The 24,106-nt window shown below is 68.9% G+C and carries 19 protein-coding genes; 10 read left to right on the top strand and 9 right to left on the bottom strand.

The genetic code is table 11. The annotated features are described in order from the left end of the window. Window positions 1-119 precede the first annotated feature (119 nt). Both KBX71_RS17825 and KBX71_RS17830 read left to right on the top strand, forming a co-directional pair. Complete coding sequence (locus tag KBX71_RS17825) at window positions 120-524, top strand: hypothetical protein (RefSeq protein ID WP_210819127.1); 405 nt, start codon at window positions 120-122, stop codon at window positions 522-524. 103 nt (window positions 525-627) lie between these two features. Beyond that, window positions 628-1,644 carry a methyltransferase gene (locus KBX71_RS17830; RefSeq protein ID WP_210819128.1) on the top strand — a complete coding sequence of 339 codons (1,017 nt, stop codon included), beginning with the start codon at window positions 628-630 and terminating at the stop codon, window positions 1,642-1,644. Between the two features lie 89 nt (window positions 1,645-1,733). Here KBX71_RS17830 and KBX71_RS17835 read toward each other — a convergent pair whose 3' ends face one another. Continuing rightward, a complete protein-coding gene (locus KBX71_RS17835; RefSeq protein WP_210819129.1) occupies window positions 1,734-2,585 on the bottom strand; it encodes an alpha/beta fold hydrolase in 852 nt (283 codons plus the stop codon). 139 nt (window positions 2,586-2,724) lie between these two features. Between KBX71_RS17835 and KBX71_RS17840 the strand changes: the two genes are divergently transcribed. Next, entirely contained in the window at window positions 2,725-3,591 is an 867-nt protein-coding gene (locus KBX71_RS17840) for a metallophosphoesterase (protein WP_210819130.1), read from the top strand. A gap of 44 nt (window positions 3,592-3,635) precedes the next feature. Here the strand turns inward: KBX71_RS17840 and KBX71_RS17845 are convergent, their stop codons facing one another. The 3 genes from KBX71_RS17845 to KBX71_RS17855 all read right to left on the bottom strand — a co-directional run bounded on the left by KBX71_RS17845 (window position 3,636) and on the right by KBX71_RS17855 (window position 6,017). Further along, the gene (locus KBX71_RS17845; RefSeq protein WP_210819131.1) at window positions 3,636-4,385 is read right to left on the bottom strand and encodes an alpha/beta hydrolase; all 750 of its coding nucleotides are present in this window, start codon (window positions 4,383-4,385) and stop codon (window positions 3,636-3,638) included. 221 nt (window positions 4,386-4,606) lie between these two features. Beyond that, window positions 4,607-5,869, bottom strand: a complete 1,263-nt coding sequence (locus KBX71_RS17850; protein WP_210819132.1) for a helix-turn-helix domain-containing protein — start codon at window positions 5,867-5,869, stop codon at window positions 4,607-4,609. Next, window positions 5,856-6,017, bottom strand: a complete 162-nt coding sequence (locus tag KBX71_RS17855) for a hypothetical protein (RefSeq protein WP_210819133.1) — start codon at window positions 6,015-6,017, stop codon at window positions 5,856-5,858. Before KBX71_RS17855 ends, KBX71_RS17850 begins: the two co-directional genes overlap by 14 nt. A 202-nt stretch (window positions 6,018-6,219) precedes the next feature. Here KBX71_RS17855 and KBX71_RS17860 point away from each other — a divergent pair, with 202 nt between their 5' ends. Continuing rightward, complete coding sequence (locus tag KBX71_RS17860; protein ID WP_210819134.1) at window positions 6,220-6,969, top strand: helix-turn-helix transcriptional regulator; 750 nt, start codon at window positions 6,220-6,222, stop codon at window positions 6,967-6,969. A gap of 27 nt (window positions 6,970-6,996) precedes the next feature. Then, a complete protein-coding gene (locus tag KBX71_RS17865) occupies window positions 6,997-7,467 on the top strand; it encodes an NUDIX domain-containing protein (protein WP_210819135.1) in 471 nt (156 codons plus the stop codon). Here KBX71_RS17865 and KBX71_RS17870 read toward each other — a convergent pair. Next, a complete protein-coding gene (locus tag KBX71_RS17870; protein ID WP_307847137.1) occupies window positions 7,455-8,009 on the bottom strand; it encodes an HD domain-containing protein in 555 nt (184 codons plus the stop codon). The genes KBX71_RS17865 and KBX71_RS17870 overlap by 13 nt on opposite strands. 424 nt (window positions 8,010-8,433) lie before the next feature. Here KBX71_RS17870 and KBX71_RS17875 point away from each other — a divergent pair, with 424 nt between their 5' ends. Then, complete coding sequence (locus KBX71_RS17875; RefSeq protein ID WP_210819136.1) at window positions 8,434-11,727, top strand: lipopolysaccharide assembly protein LapB; 3,294 nt, start codon at window positions 8,434-8,436, stop codon at window positions 11,725-11,727. Between the two features lie 519 nt (window positions 11,728-12,246). On the opposite strand, the gene KBX71_RS17880 is transcribed toward KBX71_RS17875, so the two are convergent. Together KBX71_RS17880 and KBX71_RS17885 are read right to left on the bottom strand one after the other, a co-directional pair. Then, window positions 12,247-14,634: a discoidin domain-containing protein gene (locus KBX71_RS17880; RefSeq protein ID WP_210819137.1), complete on the bottom strand. Its 2,388-nt coding sequence runs from the start codon at window positions 14,632-14,634 to the stop codon at window positions 12,247-12,249. Window positions 14,635-14,758: 124 nt separating this feature from the next. Next, window positions 14,759-15,805, bottom strand: a complete 1,047-nt coding sequence (locus KBX71_RS17885) for a GDP-mannose 4,6-dehydratase (RefSeq protein ID WP_210819138.1) — start codon at window positions 15,803-15,805, stop codon at window positions 14,759-14,761. Between the two features lie 136 nt (window positions 15,806-15,941). Between KBX71_RS17885 and KBX71_RS17890 the strand changes: the two genes are divergently transcribed. Beyond that, window positions 15,942-16,178 (top strand): hypothetical protein, encoded by a 237-nt coding sequence (locus tag KBX71_RS17890; protein ID WP_210819139.1) that lies wholly within the window; start codon window positions 15,942-15,944, stop codon window positions 16,176-16,178. 211 nt (window positions 16,179-16,389) lie between these two features. On the opposite strand, the gene KBX71_RS17895 is transcribed toward KBX71_RS17890, so the two are convergent. Continuing rightward, window positions 16,390-18,264: an adenylyl cyclase gene (locus KBX71_RS17895; protein WP_210819140.1), complete on the bottom strand. Its 1,875-nt coding sequence runs from the start codon at window positions 18,262-18,264 to the stop codon at window positions 16,390-16,392. Between the two features lie 230 nt (window positions 18,265-18,494). On the opposite strand from KBX71_RS17895, the gene KBX71_RS17900 reads away from it, so the two are divergent. Further along, on the top strand, window positions 18,495-19,442 hold the full coding sequence (locus tag KBX71_RS17900; RefSeq protein WP_210819141.1) for a hypothetical protein: 948 nt from the start codon (window positions 18,495-18,497) through the stop codon (window positions 19,440-19,442). Window positions 19,443-19,481: 39 nt separating this feature from the next. Beyond that, complete coding sequence (locus KBX71_RS17905) at window positions 19,482-20,036, top strand: hypothetical protein (RefSeq protein WP_210819142.1); 555 nt, start codon at window positions 19,482-19,484, stop codon at window positions 20,034-20,036. A 48-nt stretch (window positions 20,037-20,084) separates the two neighbouring features. Here KBX71_RS17905 and KBX71_RS17910 read toward each other — a convergent pair whose 3' ends face one another. Further along, a complete protein-coding gene (locus KBX71_RS17910; RefSeq protein ID WP_247683677.1) occupies window positions 20,085-20,819 on the bottom strand; it encodes an AfsR/SARP family transcriptional regulator in 735 nt (244 codons plus the stop codon). A 199-nt stretch (window positions 20,820-21,018) separates the two neighbouring features. Here KBX71_RS17910 and KBX71_RS17915 point away from each other — a divergent pair, with 199 nt between their 5' ends. Next, complete coding sequence (locus KBX71_RS17915) at window positions 21,019-24,090, top strand: BTAD domain-containing putative transcriptional regulator (protein ID WP_210819144.1); 3,072 nt, start codon at window positions 21,019-21,021, stop codon at window positions 24,088-24,090. The last annotated feature ends 16 nt before the right edge of the window (window positions 24,091-24,106 follow it).

The raw sequence follows: 24,106 nt of genomic DNA on the forward strand, positions 1-24,106 counted from the left end.
ACCGCCCACCGCTGAGCAGACCGTAGAGGATCGCCACCGACCGAGGCAACAGTCCATTGGGGATCGCGCTGGTCCGCGGCCGGCTACCGATCCGGCGGCAGGCAGGGGATGATCGCCGGATGACGGCGACGAGGGGTACGCGTCCACTGCTCGGTGTTCTGTTCCTGGCGGTGGCCACGGTCGGGGCGTGGATCCTCTGGCTGGGCTGGGACACCCGGTACACGGTCGACGCGCAGACCGGCGCGAGCAGCGGTCCGTACGAGGCGTGGCAGGTGATCGGTTGTGTGCTGACGCTCGTGACGCTGGCCGCGCTCGCCGGGACGCGGCTCAGCCCGTGGCTGGTGGCGCCGGTGATGACTGTGGCGTTCACGGCGGTCTGGTCGTGGCGGGCCGCGGGGACCGACGACAGCGGATTGTGGGTGGTCGGGGGGATTCTGGTGCTGGTCGGGATGGCGGCCGGCAGCACTGTGGTGAGCCTCGCGGGGCGGCGGGTCGGCCAGCGGTTCGCCGGCCGATCCGCCTAGGGACAACCCATCGCCACGTGGGTGCCGAAATGCTACGAAGGAGACGCTGATCCGGGCGTGAGGGTCCATCGTGGAAACGTGTGATGTGTGATCTCATGTGGTGGTGATCACTCCGACTCCCCTCATGCGTCTGGTGGCCGGTGTGTGGGGGTTCAAGACCCTCGCGGTCGGCGTTGAGCTGGGCCTGTTCACCCGGTTGGCCGGCGGGCGGACGATGACCGTCGAGCAGGCCGCCGCCGAGTTCGGGCTGCCCGACCGGCCGGCCGACCTGTTGCTGGCCGCCAGTGCCTCGCTCGGCCTGCTGGAGAAGTCCGGCGACGGTTACCGCAACTCGGAGGTGGCCGAGCAGTTCCTGGTCGAGGGCCGCCCGTACTACTTCGGCGCGCAGGTCCGCTACTCGGACCTGCGCACCTACCTGCCCTGGCACCGCATCGGCGAGGCCCTACGCACGGATCGGCCGTTGACCTGGGACCCGGAGTCCCAACAGTCGATGTTCGACACCGCCGACCCGGCCATGCTGGCGCAGTTCTGGGACGCCATGTTCTCCACGTCCAGCTTCACCGCCAGCGCGTTGGCCGACGCGTACGACTTCTCGGCGCATCGCCGGTTGCTCGACGTGGGCGGCGGGGCGGGCGCGTTCCCGATCGAGTTCTGCCGCCGCCTGCCCGAGTTGCGGGCGACAGTCCTGGATCTGCCGCACGTCTGCGTCCGTGCCCGGGAGCGGATCGCCGAGGCCCGCCTGACCGGGCGGATCGAGGCGGTGGGCGGCGACTTCCTCGCCGATCCGGCGCTGCCGGACGGGCACGACGTCATCCTGCTCAGCATGATCCTGCACGACTGGGACGAGCCGACGAACCGGGAGTTGCTGGCCCGGTGCCACGCGGCGTTGCCGCCCGGCGGGGCGATCGTCGTCTGTGAACTGCTGCTCAACGACGAGCGCACCGGACCGCCGGAGGCGGCCCTGATGGGGATGAACATGCTTGTCGAGACCGAGGGCGGCCGGAACTACTCAGGCGCCGAGTACACGGCCTGGCTCACCGACGCCGGCTTCGTCGACGTACACACGGTGCCGTTCGACGCCCCCGGCGCCAACGGCGCGGTGGTGGCCCGCCGAGCCTGACCGACGACGACACCCGGCCCCGGTGCGAACCGTGGGCCGGGTGTCGCGGCGCCTCACGGCGCTGGCGTCCGATCGGCTACCGGTACGGGTCAGGCGCGAGCCTTGGCCGGCTGCTTCATGAAGTCCATGATCGCCTTGTTGACCTCATCGGCGTGGGTCCACGGGATACCGTGCGGCGCGCCCTTGAGCGTGATGAGCGTGCCGGTCGGCATCATCGGCCCGAGCCGCTGACCGGTCACCGGGTAGGGCAGCACCCGGTCCTGGTCGCCCTGCACGATCAACACCGGAATGTTGATCTTCGGCAGGTCCTGGCGGAAGTCTTCCTGCCAGGCGTTCACACTGTCGTGGGTGGCCTTACCGGAGGCCATCGCGCCGATCTGCCAGTGCGCCCGGTACGCCTCCTCGCTGACCCGCTTGCCCATGTTCTGGTCCGGGTTGAAGAACGCGTCGCAGAAGGATGTCAGGTAGGCGAACCGGTCCTTGATGATGGCGTCCTGGAAGCCCTTGAAGAGGCTCCGCTCGACGCCCTCCGGGTTGTCGCTCGCCTTGGCCAGCATCGGTTGCAGCGGGCTGAGCACCACGGCCCGGCTCACTCGCTGCGAACCGTAGTTGCCCAGGTAGCGAATGACCTCGCCGGTGCCCATCGAGTGACCGATCAGGGTCACCTCGTTCAGGTCCAGCTCGGTCATCAACACGTCCAGGTCCGCCGCGAACGTGTTGTAGTCGTACCCGAACGCCGGCTGGGCGGAGTTACCGTAACCGCGGCGATCGTAGGTGATCGTCCGGTATCCGGCGTCCTGCAACACCCGTGTCTCCTTCTCCCAGGTGGCGCCATTGAACGGGAAGCCGTGGATCAGCACCACCGGCTTACCGGAACCGTGGTCCTCGTAGTACAGGTCGATGGGCGCGGAGTTTTCCGTACCCACGGTGATGAAAGGCATGTTTGTCTCCTGCTCCGGTCTCGGGCTGTCGGACGCCCCGCGCTTTCCCGTCGGGTCGCCGGATATGCGGGACGTCAGATCGGCCCGAAGGCACGGACAGGGGTGTCCTGATCGGGCCGCGACGGCTTAGCCTCGAAGGGTGAGCCTTCCGCCGCGGCTGCGGGCCGTCAGCGATCTGCACGTCGGGCACCCGCAGAACCGCGCGTTCGTCCAGGAGCTGCACCCGGAAAACGACGGCGACTGGCTGCTCGTCGCCGGTGACGTCGCCGACCGGTTCGCCGACATCGAGTGGGCGCTCGGGCTGCTGAGCAGCCGGTTCGCGCGCGTCGTCTGGGCGCCGGGCAACCACGAGCTGTGGACGCCACCGGGGGACCCGGTCACGCTGCGCGGCGAGGAGCGCTACCGCGAGCTGGTCCGGCTGTGCCGACGGCTGGGGGTGGTCACCCCGGAGGATCCGTACCCGGTGTGGGACGGCGACGGCGGCCCGGCCACCATCGCCCCGCTCTTCGTGCTCTACGACTACACGTTCCGGGTGCCCGAGGCCCACACCCAGGAGGAGTCGCTGGCCCTGGCGTACGCCGCCGGGGTGGTCTGCACCGACGAGGCGCTGCTGCACCCCGACCCGTACCCGAGCCGGGAGGCGTGGTGCGCGGCCCGGATCACCGAGACCGAACGCCGGCTGGCCGAACGCGACCCGGCGCTGCCGACGGTGCTGGTCAACCACTACCCGCTGGTGCGGGAACCCACCGACATCCTGCGGTACCCGCTGTTCGCCCAGTGGTGCGGCACGGTCCGCACCAGCGACTGGCACCTGCGCTTCGACGCCGCCACCATGGTCTACGGGCACCTGCACATCCCCCGCACCACATTCCACGACGGGGTGCGTTTCGAGGAGGTCTCCCTCGGCTACCCCCGCGAGTGGCAGCGCCGAGGACCGGTGCCCAACCCGGTGCGCACCATCCACCCCGCGGACGACAGACGCCGACGCGCGACCGTCAATGGGTGAGGCCGACCAAGCGGGAGGCATTGGGCATCGACACCACCGGCGAACTAGCCCGCCGTGGCGCGGGCGGCGGTGTCGATGAAGTCTGCGACAGGGCCGGGTTGCGAGACTGCCACGGCGTGAGAGGCGTCGACCTCGATCGTGGTGGACCCTGCCCTCTGGGCCATGAAGCGTTGCAGGTCCGGCGGAATGCCCAGGTCCTGGGTGCTGACCAGGGTCCACGACGGGATGGACTTCCAGGCCACCTTGGTCACGGACCCGGTCTGGGCGTTTTCAGTGGGCGGCCGCTGCGTGACCGCCATCAGCGCGGCGACGTCGGGGGCGACGTCGGCAGCGAACACTGCGTGGAACTTCTCCTCCTCGATGTACTGCTCCATGGCCGGGCTGCCGTCGGCGAGACGACAGGGAACCATCCTGATGGCAGTACCGAGCTGACTTCCGGGATATTTCATCGTCAAGGCGAGCACACTTTCGCCGACGTCCGGGCTGATGCTGGCGACGTACACCAAAGCCTTCACGTTGGCGGCACCATCCGCAGCCTCGGTCATCACTGCCCCGCCGTACGAGTGAGCGGCCATCACGACCGGACCGTCCACGGTGTCGACAATCGAGCGAATATAAGTGGCGTCTTCCTGCACTCCGCGCAGCGGGTTGGCGAGCGCCATGACCGGATAGCCTCGACGCTTGAGGTTGGCGATCACGCCGTTCCAGCTCGACGAGTCGGCGAACGCCCCATGGACGAGCACAACAGTGGGCAGCCCTGCCTTTTGACCGGACGTGTCAGGAGTAGCGCTCATTCGGCATCACCTTCCGGAAAGTCACACTTCCGCTGGACAGTGGGAGCACGACGGTAATCGGCAGAAACGTTCGACGGGACGTCCGGATGGCTCCGCGTGCCGATCCGAATTCCGGCCTCCCTGTGCCGTACCGCACCAGTATTCAGCAGGGGACGTAACTTCCGTCAGCGATTCAAGAGACGGGCGGATCCTCACAAGGTTGCAGGACTGGAGACCCTTCATCAACGGGTGAGGCCGACCACCGCGGCCAGTCGCGCCACACCGGCCGGCGCCGGCTGCGCGCGAGCAACATCGGCGATCACCGTACGCGCCAATGGCCGGCACCGAACCTCAGCCGGCGCGACACTGTCCGCGTCGACAAGCGCGCGAGCAGCCCCACGCAGATCACCAACCTTGAGGTATGCCGTCGCGGCGTCGACCAGGTACGCGCCCCGATACTCAGCCGGCAACCGCCGCCACCCCTCCCGCCGAACCACCGTCGAGTGCCTTTGCAGCGCCTCGACGGCGTCACCCCGCTGCGCCGCCACCAGCACCCGCGCCAACTCCACAGCAACCGGACCAAAGCTGGTGCGGTGCGGATCGTCGTACCCCCTCAGGCTGGCCGCGATCCCCGCGGCCCGCCCGGTCAGCTCCTCGGCGTGGCGGTGCTCGCCGCAGCCCGCAGCGGCCAGGGCGGCCTGCACCAGCAGCGTCCCACCCACCGCCCACTCCCCCGCCGGCCGCCGCCGCGCGGGCGCACCCTCGCCCTCGCTCCGCCCCTCGCTTCGTTGATCATGAGGTTGACGGGCGGCTTGATCTCCACGAAGCCCGCCAACCTCATGATCAGCCGGGTGGGAGGGGGCCGGGAGGATGCGGTTCGCTGCGGTTTGGGCCGCTGTTAGGGCTAGGCGGTCGCGGTTTGAGGCGCGGAGCGCCTGGGCTACCGAGATGGCCGCCGTTGCCGCCAGGATCGGATCGTCGCCGGTGGCGGACATCGCCCGGTCGGCGGCCAGCCAGGCGAGGTCGGCCTCGCCGAGCTTGACCAGCAGCGACGAGGTGATCCGGTACGTCTGCACCAGCAGTTCCGGTGTCCGGGCGCCCTGGGCGGCGTCGAGCAGACCCGGCAGGACTCGCACCAACTGGCCGTAGTGCGCGTGCTGGTAGCTCAACCAGGCGTACCCGACCTGCCTTCTCAGCTCGTCGGTCTGCTCTGGGGCTTGCGAGGTGTCGTAGCGGGCGAGAGCGGCCCGGATGTCGTCCACCCCGCCTGGCGTGCCCGCCGAGGTGCTGCGCTGCTGGCCGAGCAACACCTGCGGGTCGACCCGCAGGACGTGGGCCAGTTCCTGGATCACCGAGTACCGGTCCAGGGCGCGCACACCCCGCTCCACCTTGTCCACCCAACTCTTCGACCTGCGCAGCCGGTCCGCGAGCATCTGCTGCGTCATCGACCGCCGCACCCGCCACCGGGCCACACGCCGCCCGATGGGGACGTCATCGCTGGTCACGCCGCCACCGCCGGTCCGGGACCGCGCGGGTCGTGTCCTCCACGGGTACGCGCTCCGCCTCGGCCTGCGCCAGGAGACGCTGCTTGGCAGCCTCCCGCTCGACCGCCTCACACTGCTCGCCTCGGCTCGTCGACTCACCGCCTTGCATGCCCACCTCCGTCAGCCGGTGCCGACGCTCGGACTCGCCGAACTTCGGCGGGCCTCTCGCGTCCTCTGGATGACCTGTCCTGTGGAACCAGGCTCCGCCGACTGGTAGTGACAACTTCACCGCGAGTCACGGACGACTGGGGACGTCCCTGCTAGGGTGAGTCGTCCCCATGCCGTCCCCCAGCCAGTGAGCAGGAGACGCGATGCCGAACGACCGTCTTCGCAACGGCATGCTCAAGAACGGTCTGACGACGTCGGCGCTAGCCGAAAGGCTCGGTGTCGACCCGAAGACTGTCGAGCGGTGGGTGACTCAGACCCGCAACCCGTACCCGCGTTATCGCCACACCATCGCCGAATTGCTGAACGAGAGTGAGTCGTACCTCTGGCCGGACGCGCTACCGACGCAACGCGCGGTGCAGATCAGCCAGTCGGAACTCGTCTACATCTACCCGCGCCGCGGAGCCGTCCCCACCGAACTCTGGCAGCGGCTCCTGGAGCAGGCCACCCGACAGGTCGGCGTCTTGGTCTACGGAGGACTGTTCCTACCCGAGTTCAACCACCGCTGGATCGCAACGCTCCGCGAGAAGGCGTTGGCCGGAGCGCAGGTGGAGTTGCTGTTCGGCGACCCGGAGGGCGAACACATCACCGAGCGTGGAGACGCCGAGGGCATCGGGCCAGCGATGTCCAACAAGATTCTGAACGCGTTGGCCTTCTACAAAGACCTACGGGACCTGGACAACGTCGGGATCTACTACCACGACACCATCCTCTACAACTCCATCTACCGCTTCGACGACGAGATGCTGGTCAACACTCATCTGTATGGCACGCCGGCCGCGTATGCGCCGGTGCTGCACCTGCGGCGCCTCGGCGGCGGGGACCTGTTCGACAGTTACGTCGCCAGCTTCAACCGAGTTCTCGGGAAGAAGCGGGCCGTCTGGCCCGAACACTGAGCCGTCCGCCGGTGAGAGGCTGAAGTCATGGCCCGGATCGACCACTTCAACAACCCGAACGCCCCGAAGCCGAACAGCATCGTCGTAGCCGTGACCGTCTTCGTTCAGGACGATCAGGGCCGGGTGCTGCTCATCCAACGCACCGACAACGGCCTGTGGGCGCTACCCGGCGGCGCCCAGGACTTCGGCGAGTACATCGCCGACACGGCCGTACGAGAGACGCGTGAGGAGACCGGCGTCGAGGTTGAGGTGACCGGCGTGGTCGGGATCTACACCAACCCGAACCACGTCGTGGAGTACAGCGACGGCGAGGTGCGGCAGCAGTTCTCGATCTGTTTCCGAGCGCGATTTGTCAATGGCGAGCCAACTACTAGCGACGAGTCGTCCGCAGTCCGATGGGTGCTATGTGATGCGCTGGATCATGTGGCAATCCATCCATCAATGAGGCTACGTATAGACCACGGCTTGGAGCAAAGAGAGAATCCCTACATCGGGTGAGACGCCATGCGCATCATTGTCCTGCGCGCGGCCCCTATTAGTGCCGGCTCGGCCTTCCTCCAGAAGCGAGCGACGAGGTCTTCCGACCCATAACGCTCGCGGATTTCGGCGAGTCGTTCGTCGACTGTGAAGTCTTGGCCGTCTGGGCCGGTCGTCATATCCGCGAACCACAGAGCGTCTGCGGTTGATGATTCCTCATGCGGAAACTCAGCGGCCAGTATAGCCCCGAGACCACGCTCCTCCGCCTCATAGGATGCGCAGGAGTGGTGGGCCACCAAGCTTGCAATTCGCAAGCTGAACCCCTCACGGAGGAGCCATCGCGCACCGTCAAGGGAGTGGAATCCGGTATTCACGATGCGGGGCGTGTAACCGATATCGTGTAGCCATGCGGCGGCGACGAGCACGTCTCCATCGTCACCTACCACTGGCCGGAGCGACTCCACCTTCGAGCCAACCGCTTGGACATGCCGCCACCTTCTGGGCAGCGCCGTCGCGAGCTGGCGCGCGGCGGTCCGTGCCGCGAGGCTTGCCAAGTCCGTCACGATCCGATCATACGCCGGTCTTATAGGATGCGGGTAGGCCGACGCTGGCACTCACAACCGATAACCTGGCTGACTACCGCGCAAGCGTATGGCTACGTTAGCTAATTGCAGTTTCCACCATTCGTTCATCGCAGCATTAACCGAATTGGCGGTGCAGCGGCCGCGGGCCTCGTCCTTAGTGAGGAGTTGACTGTTGCCCAAACAATCCAAGCGGCTGCCCGTCGTCCTACGCTGGCACGGGCCGCCGCCAGATGCATCCGTTTGCCGGCTGGACAGGAAGGTGGCTCACCAGTAATCCTCGACCATGGACCTCGATCTAGACGTCGGTGACAAAGTGGCGTCTCTTGTGGCGGGGGCGATCGCCGTGGTTACCCTGCTCGGCGCGGCCGGAGGGTGGGGAGTCCGCCGAGTTAGGCAGCGGCGGGTGAAGCACCAGCTTGGGCGCTCTCTTGCTGGGCGCAGGCTAGTCAAGCGCCTGGTGCGGGACCTGGATCTTTTGACGCTCGGAGTGCATCCGTCTATCGAGTCGGGTCGAGCTGGCGCACCAGACGATGCCAGTGCATACATCCCACGCGACCACGATCAGTTGCTGAAGCGGAGCATCGCCGAGTCACGCACGGCGACACGCTTCATCCTGCTAGTCGGCGAGTCCTCGACGGGCAAGACCCGCAGCGCGGCGGAGCGGGTGCTCGATGAGCTGCGGGATTGGCAAATCATCGTGCCCCTGACCCTTACCCGCCTGCGGCAGGTGTTCGAGGAGGTGACCGACTGGGACGAGACCGTGCTGTGGCTCAACGAACTACAGAACTTCCTGATCGAGGAAGATGCGGACGAGGTCGCGGCGACGCTAATCGACCTGCTCGACGGGGCGCGGCGCTGTGTCGTCATCGGGACATTGTGGCCCAGCTACGCCAAGGAATACATGCGCCATTCTGGGACGGACGAGCAGGCACCGGCACGTCCCACTTCAGGCGGCCTCCAAGCGCTGTTTCACCGAGCAGTGATCATCTATGTCGGCTCCCGGCTCAGCGATCGGGAGATGACCGCTGCGGTTGCCATAGCGGAGCACGATGCCGCCATCAAGACGGCGCTAATGACATCGGAAGGGAGCGCTGGGGCCGTTACGCAGACGTTGGCGGCCGGGCCCGACCTCCTTCGGCACTTGCGGATGGCGCCGGATGCGTTCTCCCGCAAGCTCATTGCCGGAGCGGTCGACGCTCGCCTGCTCGGTAGGGCAGCGCCTCTGACCACCTCCGATCTAAAGATCATCACCGTCGCACTCCTTGATCCGCACGAGCGGGCGCGCGCGCTGCTCGACGAGATGTGGTTCGACTCCGCGATGAGGTTCGCGACGGAGACCTTGCGAGGCACTGCGGCACTTTTGAATCCGACGATGACCGCCGCGGACGAATTAGGCTATATTTTGGCTGACTACGTCTACGAGCAACTTCATCGCGAACGTGCGCTCTTGACTGTCGAATACGGCCTGTGGGAAGCGTTGAGGCAAATCATTACCGATTCGGAAGAGTCGTACCAACTGGCAGCGTCGGCCGTTCGTCGAGGCGCTACGGAGCCAGCCGAGAGCTTCTACCGGATCAGCATCGACCGAGGCAGCGTGAGAGCCTCTGTGGCACTCGCAAAGCTCCTTGCTGCGCAGTTGCGGACCGAGGAAGCAGAGCAGGTCTTTGCCGACGCGTTCGTATCTGACCCCGTCGAGGTCTGGCTTGACTACTCGCGGTTCCTGCGATCGCAAGACCGCGCGGACGAGTGCGAGGTGGTCTTGCGTCGTGCGATGAAAGCCGGCGTCCCTGCATTCGAGGGCGGATCCTCTTCTGGTCGACACGATGCGGCGACCGGTCGCGATGAGTACCTTGGCCCCGCCCTCGGCTGGACGATCAGTGTCCACCTCTTCGGGCCCCAGTCGGAGCTCGAGGAGCTTCTTAGGTCGCAGTCGAGGGCGGACGAAGTGATCGACGTTTGGCGTGACGCGGTGAACCGGGGCGTGCCCTTCGCCAATCTTCACCTGGCCGGCCTGCTCGCTAAGGACCAAGAGTTCGACGATGCCGAGGCGATCCTTCGCCATGAGACCGAGGATGGAACACCCTCAGCCCGCTACGAGCTGGCCGACTTCCTTCGCCAATTGGGCCGTACGGGCGAGGTCCTTCAGGTTTGGCGCGAAGGGGCCGCAAACGACGAGCCGGAGGCCGGGCGCATCTATGCCTCGATCCTTGAAGGCCGCTCGCGGTATGTCGAGGCTGAAGCAGTCCTCAGAAGCGCAGTCGCGAGGGGCATCCCCGGGGCGTCTAGAGACCTGTCGGATTTCCTGCAACGGCAGCACAGACCGGAGGACGCGTTCGCCGTACTAATGGAAGCGCGCACTGCGGACCTGCCAGGAGTCCGGGTCCCCTTGGCGAAGCTGGCCGCGCGTCGTGCCGACTGGGACTCTGCCGAGTCGCTGCTGCAAGAGGCCGTAGATCGCCGAGAACCCGACGCCTGGGTCGTGCTTGTCCGGCTGATCTTCGAGGTGCGGGGCTTGTCGGAGGAAGTCGGAACGATCCTGCTGCAGGAGGCGGCACGGGGCTCGCGCGGCGCTGCTGGGTGCTTGATGCGCCTGCGGATGCTTCAGGGCCGGACGACTGACGCCGCCGCGAGCTGGCGCGACCTACTGCCCTATGCGAATCACGACGACCAACTAGGGCTGGCAGCTTTGTGTGCATGGACGGGGGATCTCGCGGGTGCTGAGGCGGAGCTGCGTGCTGCCGTCACCCGAGGGGTACAGCACTCGGAAGAAGCTCTCGTCTCGTTTCTGGTATGCCGAGGAGAGCCTGGAAGCATCGAGTCGGTCTGGCGGCAGTCCATCGCGGCGGGCAACTATCAGGCGCGGCAGGAACTGGCAGATCATCTTGCTGAGCTTGGCCGAGTTGCTGAAGCTGAGAACGTTCTGCGAGAAAGCGTCTTGGCTGGAGAGCTGAATTCTGGGCAGGCCCTCGGCCGGTTCCTGGCCGCCCGCGACAGGCGGGATGAGGCGATGGCGATCCTGATCAGCGCTCTCGAAAATGGCGAGACTACTGTCGGAAGTCTCATCTTTAGGATTTTGGTCGAGGACGGCGAGTTCGAGCGAGCAGAGGAATTCGCCAGGGAGCACCCTGGCCCACTGTTCGAGCGCAACAGGCATTTGGCCTGGCTGGAGCAGAGCCGTGGCAACCTCGACAAGGCAGAGGACCTGCTTTATGCGGCTGTGGAAGGACGTGAATTTTCGGCCGAGGAGGATCTGGAAGATTTCTTGCTCGCCTACGGCCGGCCCCGTCGGCCGCTGCCAAACGACTCCCTCTCTCAGCGGCGAGTCGCCGAGATGCTGCAGCTCGGCTCCGTTGAGGAGGCACATTCGCTCCAGTACGAAATCGACAGAGAGCAGCGTATTGACTATCTACGCGTGCATAGCGCTGAGTCTGAGGAGGAGTTGCACGGTGCGGTCAGGGACGGGACATGGGAGTCGCTGGGTTCGCTGGTGACCTACCTGCTGGAGGAAATGCGTTTCGATGAGGCGTTGACAATGGCCCAGCAGGGGGTGGTTCTCGACGAGTTCAAAAGCTATCTAATCCTTGCGCAAGCATTAGCGGCGGCTGGCGAAAAGCAAGGAGCAATCAGTGCACTGTGGGCAGGAGTCGCCGTCGGGCAACCAGCAGCCGCGGCCACTTTGCGATCAACGCTGTCTTGACGCGAGGCCCAGGACGGTTGCAGCGTGCCGGGTTGAAAAGCGACTAATCCGGGCCGGTCGCCTCTTGGTCTGGAGGCCGCCCTAGATTGCCTGCTATGCCGCCTCGCCTCGTCGCGATCATGTCAGGCATGGTGCGACGCACGGCATCGTCATCGCCCGGCGTCGCATGTCATCCTTGATTCTCCTTCTATACGAGATCGAGGCGGCCCGCATCGCAGGCCGCTCGCGCCGCCGACCAACGGCCAACCCAAAGGATCGCCGCTCGGGGATCCCAGCGCAGCAGATCGAACGAGACCGTGTTGCCGATCTTCGGGGCCAAGGGGTTGTCAGCTCGAATCGGTCCGTCTCGACACATGGCAGGGGACCGTTCGGGGGGAGTCTCCGTACGCGGTGGCCTCAGGGGCGACTTACGCCGACGGCGAGGATTTTCATTCTGGCCAAAGGTTCAGTACTGGTCTGAAGAGTGCTGCCCTCCTGGTGGGGCGGCCGCCGCTCCCCCGGCGGCCGCCCAAGCCTCGGTCAACTGGCGTAGACCTCCAGCGCCGACAACTGCCCGGCCGGCCACCCAGTGTTCCCGGTGACGGTGATCCGCACGTAGCGCGCCTGAGCCGCGCTAAACGTCAACGTCACCTGGTTGCCGCTAGCCGGGTCGAACGTCCGCCCCGCCGATCCAACAAGCGTCCCGAAGCTCCCCCCATCAGTGCTCCCCTGCACAGCGAGCGTCTGCGTCCGGCTACCCCAAGCCGACGACGGCGGCAGCTTCAGCACCACCCGCCCAACGGTCCGCGAGGCTCCCAGATCGACCTGCACCCACTGCGGAAACGCGCTGTTGGCACTCTCCCAGTAACTGTTGGCGTCACCGTCGACCACGTTCCCCGACCCGTAGCTCTGGACGTGACTGCTCTCCGACGTGGATCGACCCCGGGCGAGGTCCGCGTTGGCCGCGGCGTCAGTGGTGACGGTGACCGCCGAGGACGCGCTGGAGGTGTTCCCGCCAGCGTCGCGGGCGACGACAGTGAAGGTGTACGCGGTGGACGGGCTGAGCCCGCTCACCGTCGCCGTGGTGCCCGTGACGGTGGCGACGACATTGCCGCCCTGCCGCACCTGGTAGCCGGTAACCCCGGTGTCGTCGGTAGAGGCCGTCCACGCCAACGACACGCTTGTCGACGTCTTGCCGGTCACCGTGAGGCCGCTCGGGGTGCTCGGCGGGTTGTCCGGGACGGTGCTGCCGGCGTACACCTCGACCTGGGCGAGCTGGCCCGCCGCCCAGCCGGTGTTGCCGGCGATGCTGAGCCGGACGTAGCGGGCCGTGGTGGTCGTCAGCGTGCGCGTCACCGTGTTGCCGGTCGCCGGGTCGAAGGTGAACGCGGAGGCCGCGGCGATGGTGGCGAAGGAGCTGCCGTCGACGCTGCCCTGCACGGTGATGGTCTGGGTACGCGCGCCCCAACCGGTGGGCAGCCGCACGACGAGCTTGTTGACCTGGTGGCTGGCGCCGAGGTCGACCTGCCACCAGTGCGGGAAGGAGCCGCCGCCGCTCTCCCAGTAGCTACCGGTGTTCGAGTCCACCGCGTTCGACGCCGGGAACCCGCTGCCCTGGCTGCTTGCCGAGGTGGGCCGGCCGGCGGCCAGGTTCCCGCCGGTCGGGGGTGGGGTGCCGACCATCGGTGGCGTGGGGCGTACGGCGGTGAGTGCGAGTTGCCCCTTGAGCATCCGGCCGCCGTCGGCGGTGATTCGCAGGTAGTAGTCGGAGGAGCAGGCGACGCCGTCCTCGTCCAGTGCGCGGATGTTCGCGCCGGCCGGGGTGGTGGCCTGGGTTTCGGACGTCTTGGCGATCTGGTTGCCCTCGTTGTACTCGTCGAACATGGACACGTACAGGCCCTGGGAGCCGAGCCGGACCATGTTGTAGATGTGCCGCCAGTAGAAGTCGCCGTGCTTGCGGTGACCACCGGCGAGGTCGCCGGGCATCACGCAGGGCAGGTAGTCGATGCCGCGCGCCGCGCAGTCGGCCATGTCGCCGACGTTGACGTTGTTGTAGTACGAGTCCAGCTCTTCCACCGTCCGGGCCCGGTAGACCATCCACGGCGAGATCGCGTGGAACGCGTGGTAGACGTCGAGGAAGCCGGGGCGGGAGTCCTCGATGCCCTGCCGCCACCAGGTGGGTACGCCACCGATGACGTAGCAGCCCTGCGCCTTGAACCAGTTGATGACCTCCAGGCAGGGCCCCGGGGTGAAGGGACGGCTGGACTCGCTGAAGCCGAACCCCCAGATGCAGACGACCGGTTTGCCGTTCTGCCGGGCGTACGCGGACGACGCGGTGTGCGCCGCCATCTTCGTCGTCCAGTCGGTCTTGATCTCCGACTGGAAGGTCAGCCAGTCGGTGACGTCGTACATGATGTAGAACTTGCGGTTGTACCGTTCGGCGGCGGAGCGCACCTTCTGGGTCATCGCGTCGCGGGTCGGGCCCTCGTCGCCCATCGGGTTGAACCGTTGCAGCGCGGCGGTGTCGCAGCCGTTCTCCTGCATCCAGCGGAAGTGGGTGTCGACCGTCTGCTGGTCGTACGAGGAGAAGAGGGTGGCCGGCTGGCCGTTGCCCAGGTTGGGGTACGCGGTGGGGTAGGTGCGGGTGTATTCGCGCATGTCCGGCCAGGACACGATCGTGGTGTTGGCGGGTGAGGGCGGCTGGAACCGGTCGCGGCCCCAGTGCCACCAGCCGCCGATCGGCGCCCCGTCGCCGGGTGCGCTGAACCAGCCCTGGTAGCCGACCGTCACCTTGCCGACCACGTCCCCGGGGGGACTGGCGGCGTGCGCGGGGCTGGCCAGGGTGGTGAGCAGCTCGGTGGTGGAGGCGGTGGCGAGGGCGGACCCGGCCAGCACCGATGTGACGAACCTGCGGCGGGAGACCGCCATGACGACCACTCCTTCGGGACGGAAGGCATTGACGGCCATCGTGGCAGCAGTGGATGCCGGCCCGCAAGAGTTAGACTGTTCGATGAAATTCCGGATCAGATGACGGGAATTACACGTTGGACTGTCAGTGGTTGATGGCGCGCTCCAGCGCCCGCACCGGGGACAGGAGCTGGCTGCCGGCCTGGCGGCGGCGAGCGTCGCGCACCGTCAGCCGTACGCCCTCGGTGAAGCTGACCTTGGGATACCACCCGAGCAGCTCGCGCGCCTTCGTGGTGTCCAGAGCCATGTTGCGCACCTCGTCCGGCCAGGGCAGCGGCTCGTAACGGGCCGCGTTGTCGACGCCGGACGCCTGCCGGACCGTGTCGTACACCTCGTTGACGCTCGTCTGCCGACCCGAGGCGATGTTGACCATCCCTACCCCGTTGTGGTGACAGGCGACCGCGATGGCCTCGGCGACATCGCTGACGTAGATGAAGTCCCGGGTCTGCGCACCGTCGTCGTGGATCACCGCCTGCCGGCCCCCGAGCAGCGCATCGGCCATCAGGGACACCACACCGCAGTCGCCGCCCTCCTGCCGAGGCCCGTAGACATTTCCGAAAACCATCGAGGTGTACGACAGGCCGTGCTGACGCCCGTACCAGTCGAGGTAGTGCACGCCGACGGCCTTGCTGACGCCGTACGGGCTCACCGGTGCGATCGGATGGTCCTCGCGGACCGGCAACTCGTCGGCGGCGACGCTGCCGAAGATGTCGCTGCTTGTCGCGTTGATGACCAGCCGTACGCCGCCGCGGGCGCAGGCGTCCAGCACGTTGACGGTGCCGAACACGTTCACGTCGGCGTCGTACAGGGGTGAACGATGCGCCGTGGGAACGCTCGGCTGCGCGGCGAGGTGCACCACCACGTCCGGCTGCCACTCGTGGATGACCTCGACACCCTCCGGCGTACGGATGTCACCCGAGACGATGTCCGCCTCGGTCAACCCGCCGGACACGGCGTCGGCCAGGTTCTCGATCCGGCCGGTGGAGAAGTTGTCGAGCACCCGGACCTCACAGCCCATCAGCATCAGCCGGGCGACCACGTGACTGCCGATGAAGCCGGCGCCTCCGGTCACCAGAACGCGCCGGGGCAACAGGTCCGTCGGCGAGTCGACACCGATGGTGGTAACGGACATATCTGAAGTTTAGTTTGGTACGAAGCGTTTTTATCCCTTTTGCACTATTTGGTCCTTTGTCGCTAGTAATTTGCTCCCGGGGGGGTGCTCGTCGGCACGCCACTGGGAGCAGCTGACCACGAGGGAGGACGGCGCCTTGGGAGAGACTCCGGGTTCGCCGTCGCGACGGCCCGGCGGTGTCGCGCTGGGCGCTCCGCTGCTGGTGCTCGCCGGCACCGGGCTGGGCGCGGTGGTGACCGTGCTCAGCCTCCTGCCCGGGGCGGTCGGCCTGACCGCCGCCGTCGCGGTGCTGTGTGCCGGTGCGTTCCTGCTCTGGCCCCTGGGCCGTGCTTCCGGTCGGCATCATCGGCGGCGCCCTGCTCAGCGGCGGTGACGTCCGCGGCTACCTCGCGGTGAACGTGCTGCTGCTTGCCGTTGGCGGCGCGGCGCTGGCCGTGCGCCACCGGCTGGGGGTCGAGACGACCGCGCGGCGCCGTCCACGACACCGCGCCCGCCAACGGCCTTCACAGTCGACGCGGATTCCCCATAGCTAGCGCCACCGACGACGGTGCCGGAGCCGACGCGGGCTCCGGCACCGTCGGTCGCTACGGGGTCGGGTACCGGGCCAGGTAGACCGGAACGCCGACCTTGGTCATGTCGGCGGCGTCGCCGACGCCGTTGACCACATGGTCGATCGTGCCGGCGCTGAGGTTGACGGTCATGATGTGGTGCAGCCGCACACCCGGGCGGTTCGGGACCTCGAAGCCGTTCTCGGTGTGGATCGACGGGTTGTTCTGGTTGAACACGTACACCCCGCCGCCGTAGAGGGTGTGGTGACGCACCCGGTCATCGACCTTGTACCCGGCCCAGCCCTCGACCGGGCCGTTCATCCAGTCGGCCTGCGTCGGCGGGTCGTACGGCAGCTCGTTCTGGTAGAGGATCGTGGTGCCGTGCTCCCCGTTCCAGACCGTGTTGTAGCGCTGGAAGTGCTCGACGAACAGGCCGGTCGCGGTCACGTGGTCGCCGTTGATGATGGCGCCGTAGCGACCGGTGTTGGTGCGCCAGCGGTCGGTGTCACCGTTGACGCCCTCGGTGAAGCCCTCGACTCCGTGATCGCCGCGCCACACCCAGGTGTGGTCGATGAGCACGTTGTCGCTGTTGACCTCCAGGGCAGTGTTCGTCCGCCCGATGTGCGGGCCGCCGACCCGGAAGTACACGTCGGAGAGCGTGGTCGGGTTGTGCGGGCTGCTCGCGTTGTGGCCGTGCTGGCGTCCGACCCGCAGCAGGACCGGCGACTCGACGAGGCCGGCGTCGATCGTGACACCGGCGACGATCACCCCCGGCACACCGGCCACGTCCAGCGGGATCGCGCCGTTCACGGCGGTGAGGGTGGCGTGCCCGATCCCGAGCACCACAGTGCCCGGACGCCGGATCTCGATGCTGCGCGCGATGTCGTACGTGCCGGGCGTGAGCAGCAGGTGCTTGCCGCGGGCGAGCTGGCTGTTGATGACCCGCACCGAGTCGGACGGCTTGGCGACGAAGAAGTCGTCGATCCCGATGGTCCGCCCCGGCGTCATTCCGTCGGCCCAGGAGACGCCCCGGCTGTCACGCTGGGCGGCGGGCACCCGTACCTGGTAGCGACCCTTGCCGTCGACGAAGAGGTAGGGCTTCTCCCGGCTGAGCGGGGTGGTCTCCAGTGTGGTGTACGGCGGGTCGGGGAACGTGGCGTCGTCCGGCGCGCCCTCGACCCCCGCGAACACCTGGTTCCACACCGCGTTGGACCAGCTGCCGACCTCGCTGTTGCGGGTCAGCCACTGTTGCTGCGAACCGTTCGTCGTGGCCGGCAGCCGTGAGTCGGCGATGAACCCGCCGCTGGCGTACTGCGGGCCGGCGGTGCAGTAGTCCATCAGCGACAGACCGCCGCCGCCGATGTTCAGCCGGCGCATCGACACCGCCTGGGAGACCGCCCAGAAGTTCGCCGACGACCGGCAGTCGTCCTGGCCGGCGGCGTTGATGGTGAGCGAGAGGTTGGACAGGGTGCGCCAGAAGTTGACGAGCGCGAGGCAGTTGCCGGTGCCGCCGTCGGCGAGGCAGCGGTTGTAGACCTCGAGTTTCCCGTTGATGGTGACGTCGGTGGGCGAGGCGCCCAGGCCGGACACCTCGGTGTAGTAGCCGACCTTGGCCTGCAACGGCTGCCCGGCCGTGCCGTACGTACCCGGCTTGAACAGGTAGGCGTGCCGCTCGGTGCCCATCTCGTTGTCGACCTGCCGGGCGTGCGCCGCGTCGAGGGTCTGCTGGATCTCGCCGACCGGCATGGACGGGTCGAAGATCGTCACGTTCGGGCCGAAGTCGGGGGCGCCGTGCGTCGGGCGGCCGGCCAAGGCTGCCGTGCTGGTCATCGTGGTGGCGGTGGTCAACACCAGGGCGAGCAGGAGGGTGCGACCGGATCTCCGGCGCACGGCTGGGGACGGGGCTGTCATGTGGTTCGTCCTCTCCGCTGGCCGGACGTCTTCCCGGCGCAGCTGGGGGCGGTGAGAGCGCTCTCTGGCCCTTGCGTCCGGAGGTTGGGCCGGGCCGGAAGGGGTTGACATGTTTCTACCCGTTAATCCGTCCGCACGCCACGAGCGCCGCACCGCGAATGTTGGCGGGCGAGGCGCTCGCGGTACGGCGACGGTACGAAAAGGGAACACCGCGCTGGTCTGCTCGGCTCATGCGAGTACGCGGAACACCCGGAGCGCTCCGGCCCGGACGGCGGGCGATCGTCGTCATCGTCACCCTCGCCGTGGCACTGTCGCTGGCCGCGTCGTCCATCGCCGGTGCCCGGCCCGGCTCGACGTCGGCCGGAACAGCGTCGACAAGCACACCGTCGGCCGACCCGGTCCCGGCCCGACCCGTCGGGCCCGAGGATCGGCAGATCCTCATCCGCGCCGAGTCACTGCTCACCCGGGACTGCATGATCCGCGCCGGATTCCGGATGTGGCTGGGCACACCGCCACCAGCAGACGAACTGCTCTCCTTCCCGTACGTCGTCGACGACGTCGCGTGGGCGCGCAGACACGGTTTCGGCTCGGACCTGGTGGAGGCGGTCGACGCCCGCCGGCGCGCCAACAGCAACCAGCGCTACGTCAGCGGCCTGTCCCCCGAGCGCCGGGAGGCGTACCTGGCCGCGCTCAACGGCGCCCGCCCGGAGGGACTGGAGGCGCGGCTCCCCTCCGGCGGCGTGATGCGGCGCAGCGCCGAGGGATGCACGTCCGAGGCGCAGCGCCGGCTCTACGACGACCTGGCCGAGTGGTACCGGTCGAGCAAGGTGGTCGTCGACCTGACGTACCTGCGGCAGCGGCGGGTCCTCGCCGATCCCGCCTGGACGACCGCGCTCCGGCCGTGGGCACGGTGCCTGCGGCAACACGGCTACACCGCGGACACCCCCGACCGGCTGCGGGAGAGCGTCGGCCCCAGAGGGCGGACGGACGAGATCGCCGCGGCGGTCGCCGAGGCGCGGTGTGCCCAGGACGGCCTCGCCGCGACGACACGGGCGCTGGACGCCCGCCACGGCGACGAGCTGACGGCGGCGTACCACCAGGACGTGGCGACCAGGAACCGGCTGGAGCGGGGGGCGCTCCCCCGGGCCCGGGCCGTGGTCGCCGCCGAGCACGAATGAACGCCGAGGCGATGGTCGCCCGGCGAGAAGGAGGATGAGATGAGACGTATCCACCTGGTCATGGCGGGGGGCGCGATGCTCGCCACGCTGCTGGCCGGCGCACCGGCGGCCGCATCCCCCGCGCAACCGGGGGCGGTCGGAGCGGCCAGCCAGGCCGCACCGTCCGACCGCGACGGCCGGGCCGAGCGGGTCGACCTACCTCGGAGAACCCCGCTGGACGGGGCGCGGGCCGCGGCGGCGGGCAACGGCTACTTCTACGCCTACGAGCACGCCTGGTGGGGTGGCCGCTGGTGCGCGTGGGCGGGCAACGCGAACAACTGGGTCAACCCGGGCGGCGCCGCCACCACCGGCCAGTGGGACTGCGGCGGCGACTACAGCTTCGACAACATCGCCACGTCGGTCTGGAACAACGGGATCCCGGACGAGTACGACTCGGTACGGATGCGTACCGGGACGTTCCTCACGGGTGGCAGCATGTGCCTGTCGCGCGGCGACTACTGGGCCGACTTCACCCTCGGCTACCAGGCGTTCAACGACGGCACCCCCGCCGACAACCAGATCAGCTCGCACCACTGGTGGGTCACCTGCGTATGACGGCCAGCCGGGCGGGGGCCGCAATGCTCCCGCCCGGCACCACAGCGCTCACCAGGAAACATCCCCGCCGAGCAGCGCGCGGTGCAGGTCACGCAGCTCCCGCCCCGGCTCGATGGCGAGCTGCGCCGACAGCTCCGCCCGCCAGTCCCGGTACACCCCCAGCCCATCGGCCGTACGTCCACTGTGGTGCAGGGCCAGCATCAACTGACCGCGCAGTCGCTCCCGGTACGGGTGCCGCCGGACCAACGTGACCAACTCCCCGATCACCTGCGGGTGGTGGCCCAGCGCCAACCGCACGGCCACCCGCTCCTCGATCGCGGCGAGCCGCGCCTCCTCCAGTTGCGGCGCCTCCGCGGCGGTCAGCTCGTCGGTGCCGTCGGCCAGCGCCGGCCCGCGCCACCAGCCGAGACCCGCGCCCAACGCGGTTGACGCCTCCGCCAGCCGGCCCGCGTCGCCCAGCACAGCGGCCCGCCGCACCTCGTCGAGGAACCGGTCGAGGTCCAGCTCGCCCGGTGCCACGCGCATCGCGTACCCGTCCCGCCAGGACCGGATGCGCTCGGAGCCGAGCGACGCGCGCAGCTCGCTGACCCGTTTGCGCAACTGGGTACGGGCCGTCACCGGCGGTTGCTCCGCCCAGAGCAGGCGTACCAGCCGGCCCACCGACACCATCCGGCCGCGCGCGAGCAGCAACGCGGCCAGCACCGAGCGCTGCTGTGGACCGGCCAACCGCACCGACTGACCGGCACGGACGGCCTCGATCGGCCCCAGAATGCGGAACTCCATCTGCGTCACGTGTTCCTCCTCGTCGCCGGCGCAACGGTCGCAGCGGGCGTCGTCGAAGCGCTGTCATCGCGCTGTCACGCACCCTGCGGCTGGGCGGTCACCGTGCGTCAAAACCCACACCGCCGTGTCGGACCGTCGTGTTACCGTCGCTGCCGGTCGACGTCGCGAGGCGTCCGGTCGGCCGACGCTGGGGGCTTCCGTGGAGTGGGATTTCGCCGTGCTCGGCGCGCTGCGCGTCTCCCGGCACGGCCGCACCATCCCCGTCCCGGCCAACCGCCAGCGGGCATTGCTGGCCACACTGCTGCTCAACCGGGGTGAGACGGTAAGCGTCGCCGCGCTCGTCGATCGCGTCTGGGGCACCGGGGCACCCACCCACGCGCGAGCCGCGCTGCACTCGCTGGTCCGGCGGCTGCGCAGCACCCTGACCATCGAGGGCCCTCCGGGCGAGCTGATCGCGACGCGCGCCAGCGGTTACCTCCTGGAGCTGCCGCCGGCCGCCCTCGACCTCTCCCGCTTCGACGCGCTCGTGGCGGCCAGCGTCACCGCCGACCCACAACTCCGAGCCGACCTGCTCCGGGAAGCCCTGGCGCTGTGGCGCGGCGAGCCGTTGACGGACGTCGACTCCGAGGTGCTGCACCGCGAGGACGTGCCGGCGCTGAGCGAGCGGTGGGTGCGCGCCTTCGAGGTCTACTTCGACACCGAGCTGACCCTCGGCCGGCACGCCGAGATCGTCGCTGGGCTGCGCCGGGCGACCCGGCGCAGCCCGCTGCGCGAGCGGCTGTGGGCGCAGTTGATGCTCGCGCTGTACCGCGACGGACGGCAGGCCGAAGCCCTCGACGCCTTCCACCGGCTCGCCACGATCCTCGCCGAGGAGTTGGGCGTCGACCCCGGGCCGGCGGTGCGGGAGCTGCGCGACGGCGTGCTCCGCGCCGACCCCGCGCTGAGCTGGCGACCACCTCCGGCGGCGGCCACGGCCACCCCCGCGGTGCCACCGATGTCGTTGCTCCCGGCCGATATCGGCGTGCTGCACGGTCGGGTCGCGACAGTCGAGGCCATCCGGCGCTCCATCGCCGCCGCCGCCAGCGAGGGACGCCTGCCCCTGGTGTCCGTGTCGGGCGCTCCGGGCATCGGCAAGACCGCCCTCGCCGTTCACCTGGGTCACCAACTCGCAGACGAGTTCCCCGACGGCCAGTGGTACGCGCGGCTGCGCGGCCAGCACAAGAATCAGGCTCGCCCCTTCGACCTCCTGTCCGAGCTGCTCACCCACTCGGGCGTGCCCCCAGCGGCCCAACCCGCCACCGCCGACGCCCGTGCCGCCGCGTTACGGGCAGCGCTCGCCGGTCGCCGCGTCCTCATCGTCCTGGACGACGCCGCCTCGGCGGAGCAGGTCGAGCCGCTGCTGCCGGGCGCCGGCGGCTGCGCGGTGATCGTGACCAGCCGCAGCACGCTCGGCGCGCTGGTGGCGCTGCACGGTGGGCGGGCCGTCGGTCTGGACCCACTCAGCCCGGAGGCCGCCGCCGACCTGCTCATCGCGGTGTTCCAGGATCACGGGTTCACTGTGGCGCCGGATGTGGTCCACGACCTTGCCGCGCTCTGCGGAAACCTCCCGCTGGCGTTGCGGATCGCGGCGGCCAACCTGGCCACGACCGGCCCGGACGACGCCCGCGCGTACGTGCGGCGACTGCGGGAGGGGGACCGGCTCGGCGGCCTCTCGGTGCCCGGCGACCCCCGAGTGGCGCTGCGCGCCGCGATCACCCCGTCCTATCAACGGCTCGGCGGCGCCGAGCGGCGGGCGCTGCGACTACTCGGGTCGACCCCCACCGACTGCTTCACCACCGAGGACCTCGCGGCGCTGGCGGACGTCGACTGGTCCACGGCCGACGCCATGCTGCGCACCCTGACCAGCAGCCACCTGGTCCGCCCCGCCGCCCGGGGCGGTCGGTTCGTGACCCACGACCTCATCCGCCTGTACGCGGCGGAGCAGTCCCAGCACGAGGACACCGTCAACCAGCGCGCCGAAGCCCTGGGTCGGCTGTTCCACGGTTACCTGGCCATCGCCGACGCGCTGGCGCGGCGCAACTACCCCCGGATGGCGTTCCTCCCCCGACCTGCCGGCTCGGTCCGGCGCACGGCGGGGGCCGCACAACCCGAGTCGCCGAGCTGGTTCCACGCCGAGTACGCCAATCTGCTCACCGCCATCCGGCACGTGGCGCAGCACGGCCCACGTGAGATCGCCTGGCACCTCGCCGACCGGATGCGCGGCTACCTCCAGGAGACCGGGGCGCACGGCGAATGGCGCGAGGTCGTCGAGCTGGGTCTGGCTCAGGCCCAACTCGAGGGCGACGACCCGGGGGTGGCCGCGATGCAGTCGAGTCTGGCGACGTTGAGCGCCAGCCGGGCCGACTACGCCGACGCGCGGCGGCGGTTCCAGGCGGCTTTGACCATCCAACGTCGTCTGGGTAACCGCACCGGGCAGGCGTCCATTCTCAACAACCTGGGCATCGTGCACCGGGAGGAGGGCCAGCTGACCGAGGCGGGCGAGTGCTACGCGCAGGCGCTGCGGCTCTACCGCGAGCTGGGCAACCGGCACGCCGAGTGGAGCTGCCTGGGCAACCTCGGCGTCGTGCAGTTGGAGCTGGGCCACGTACACGACGCGGTCCGGGCCCAGCAGGCGGCGATGGAGGGTTACACGTCCCTCGACGTCGCCGAGCAGCCGCTCAACGACATCGCCAACGTCCTGCACAACCTCGCCGTCGGCATGCGCGCGCTCGGCCGGCCCGGCCTGGCGGTGCTGCACCTCACCCGGGCCGTGGTGCTCCGTCGCCAGGTGGGCAACCGCTACGGCGTCGCGACCGATCTTGACCAGCTCGCCGCCGCGTACGTCGACCTGGGTTACCACGCCAAGGCGCACGGGCTCGCCCAGGAGTGTCTGGCCATTGCCCGCGCGATCGGTCGGCGTCGGGTCGAGGCGGAGGCCCTGGCCACCCTCGGTGCCGCCACGCTCGGCCTGCACGGCCCGGCACCGGCGCTCGAGCTGCTGCATCAGGCGTTGCGGCTGGGCCGGGACATCGGTTACCGCCGGGGCGAGGTCAACGCGCACCTCGGCCTGGCGGGCGCGTACCGGGCGGCCAACCGGCACCAGGAGGCGGCGCGGCACGCCCGGATGGGCGAACAACTCGCCCACGCGGCCCAGCACCACCTGCTGGCTCGGCAGGCCCGGGCGCTGCTCGGCGACGCCGAGCCCGAGCCGCTGCTGCGGTCGGCCTGCTGAACGCCGTGGTGTCCGG

The organism is Micromonospora sp. D93, from assembly GCF_018070365.1.
GTDB lineage: Bacteria > Actinomycetota > Actinomycetes > Mycobacteriales > Micromonosporaceae > Micromonospora > Micromonospora ureilytica.

Excerpts from the sequence above, each read along its gene's own strand:
- KBX71_RS17885 (WP_210819138.1), bottom strand. The coding sequence starts at position 15,805 with ATGTCCGTTACCACCATCGGTGTCGACTCGCCGACGGACCTGTTGCCC.
- KBX71_RS17895 (WP_210819140.1), bottom strand. The coding sequence starts at position 18,264 with ATGACAGCCCCGTCCCCAGCCGTGCGCCGGAGATCCGGTCGCACCCTC.
- KBX71_RS17900 (WP_210819141.1), top strand. The coding sequence starts at position 18,495 with ATGCGAGTACGCGGAACACCCGGAGCGCTCCGGCCCGGACGGCGGGCG.
- KBX71_RS17880 (WP_210819137.1), bottom strand. The coding sequence starts at position 14,634 with ATGGCGGTCTCCCGCCGCAGGTTCGTCACATCGGTGCTGGCCGGGTCC.
- KBX71_RS17845 (WP_210819131.1), bottom strand. The coding sequence starts at position 4,385 with ATGAGCGCTACTCCTGACACGTCCGGTCAAAAGGCAGGGCTGCCCACT.
- KBX71_RS17855 (WP_210819133.1), bottom strand. The coding sequence starts at position 6,017 with ATGCAAGGCGGTGAGTCGACGAGCCGAGGCGAGCAGTGTGAGGCGGTC.
- KBX71_RS17835 (WP_210819129.1), bottom strand. The coding sequence starts at position 2,585 with ATGCCTTTCATCACCGTGGGTACGGAAAACTCCGCGCCCATCGACCTG.
- KBX71_RS17860 (WP_210819134.1), top strand. The coding sequence starts at position 6,220 with ATGCCGAACGACCGTCTTCGCAACGGCATGCTCAAGAACGGTCTGACG.
- KBX71_RS17865 (WP_210819135.1), top strand. The coding sequence starts at position 6,997 with ATGGCCCGGATCGACCACTTCAACAACCCGAACGCCCCGAAGCCGAAC.
- KBX71_RS17905 (WP_210819142.1), top strand. The coding sequence starts at position 19,482 with ATGAGACGTATCCACCTGGTCATGGCGGGGGGCGCGATGCTCGCCACG.
- KBX71_RS17910 (WP_247683677.1), bottom strand. The coding sequence starts at position 20,819 with ATGGAGTTCCGCATTCTGGGGCCGATCGAGGCCGTCCGTGCCGGTCAG.
- KBX71_RS17825 (WP_210819127.1), top strand. The coding sequence starts at position 120 with ATGACGGCGACGAGGGGTACGCGTCCACTGCTCGGTGTTCTGTTCCTG.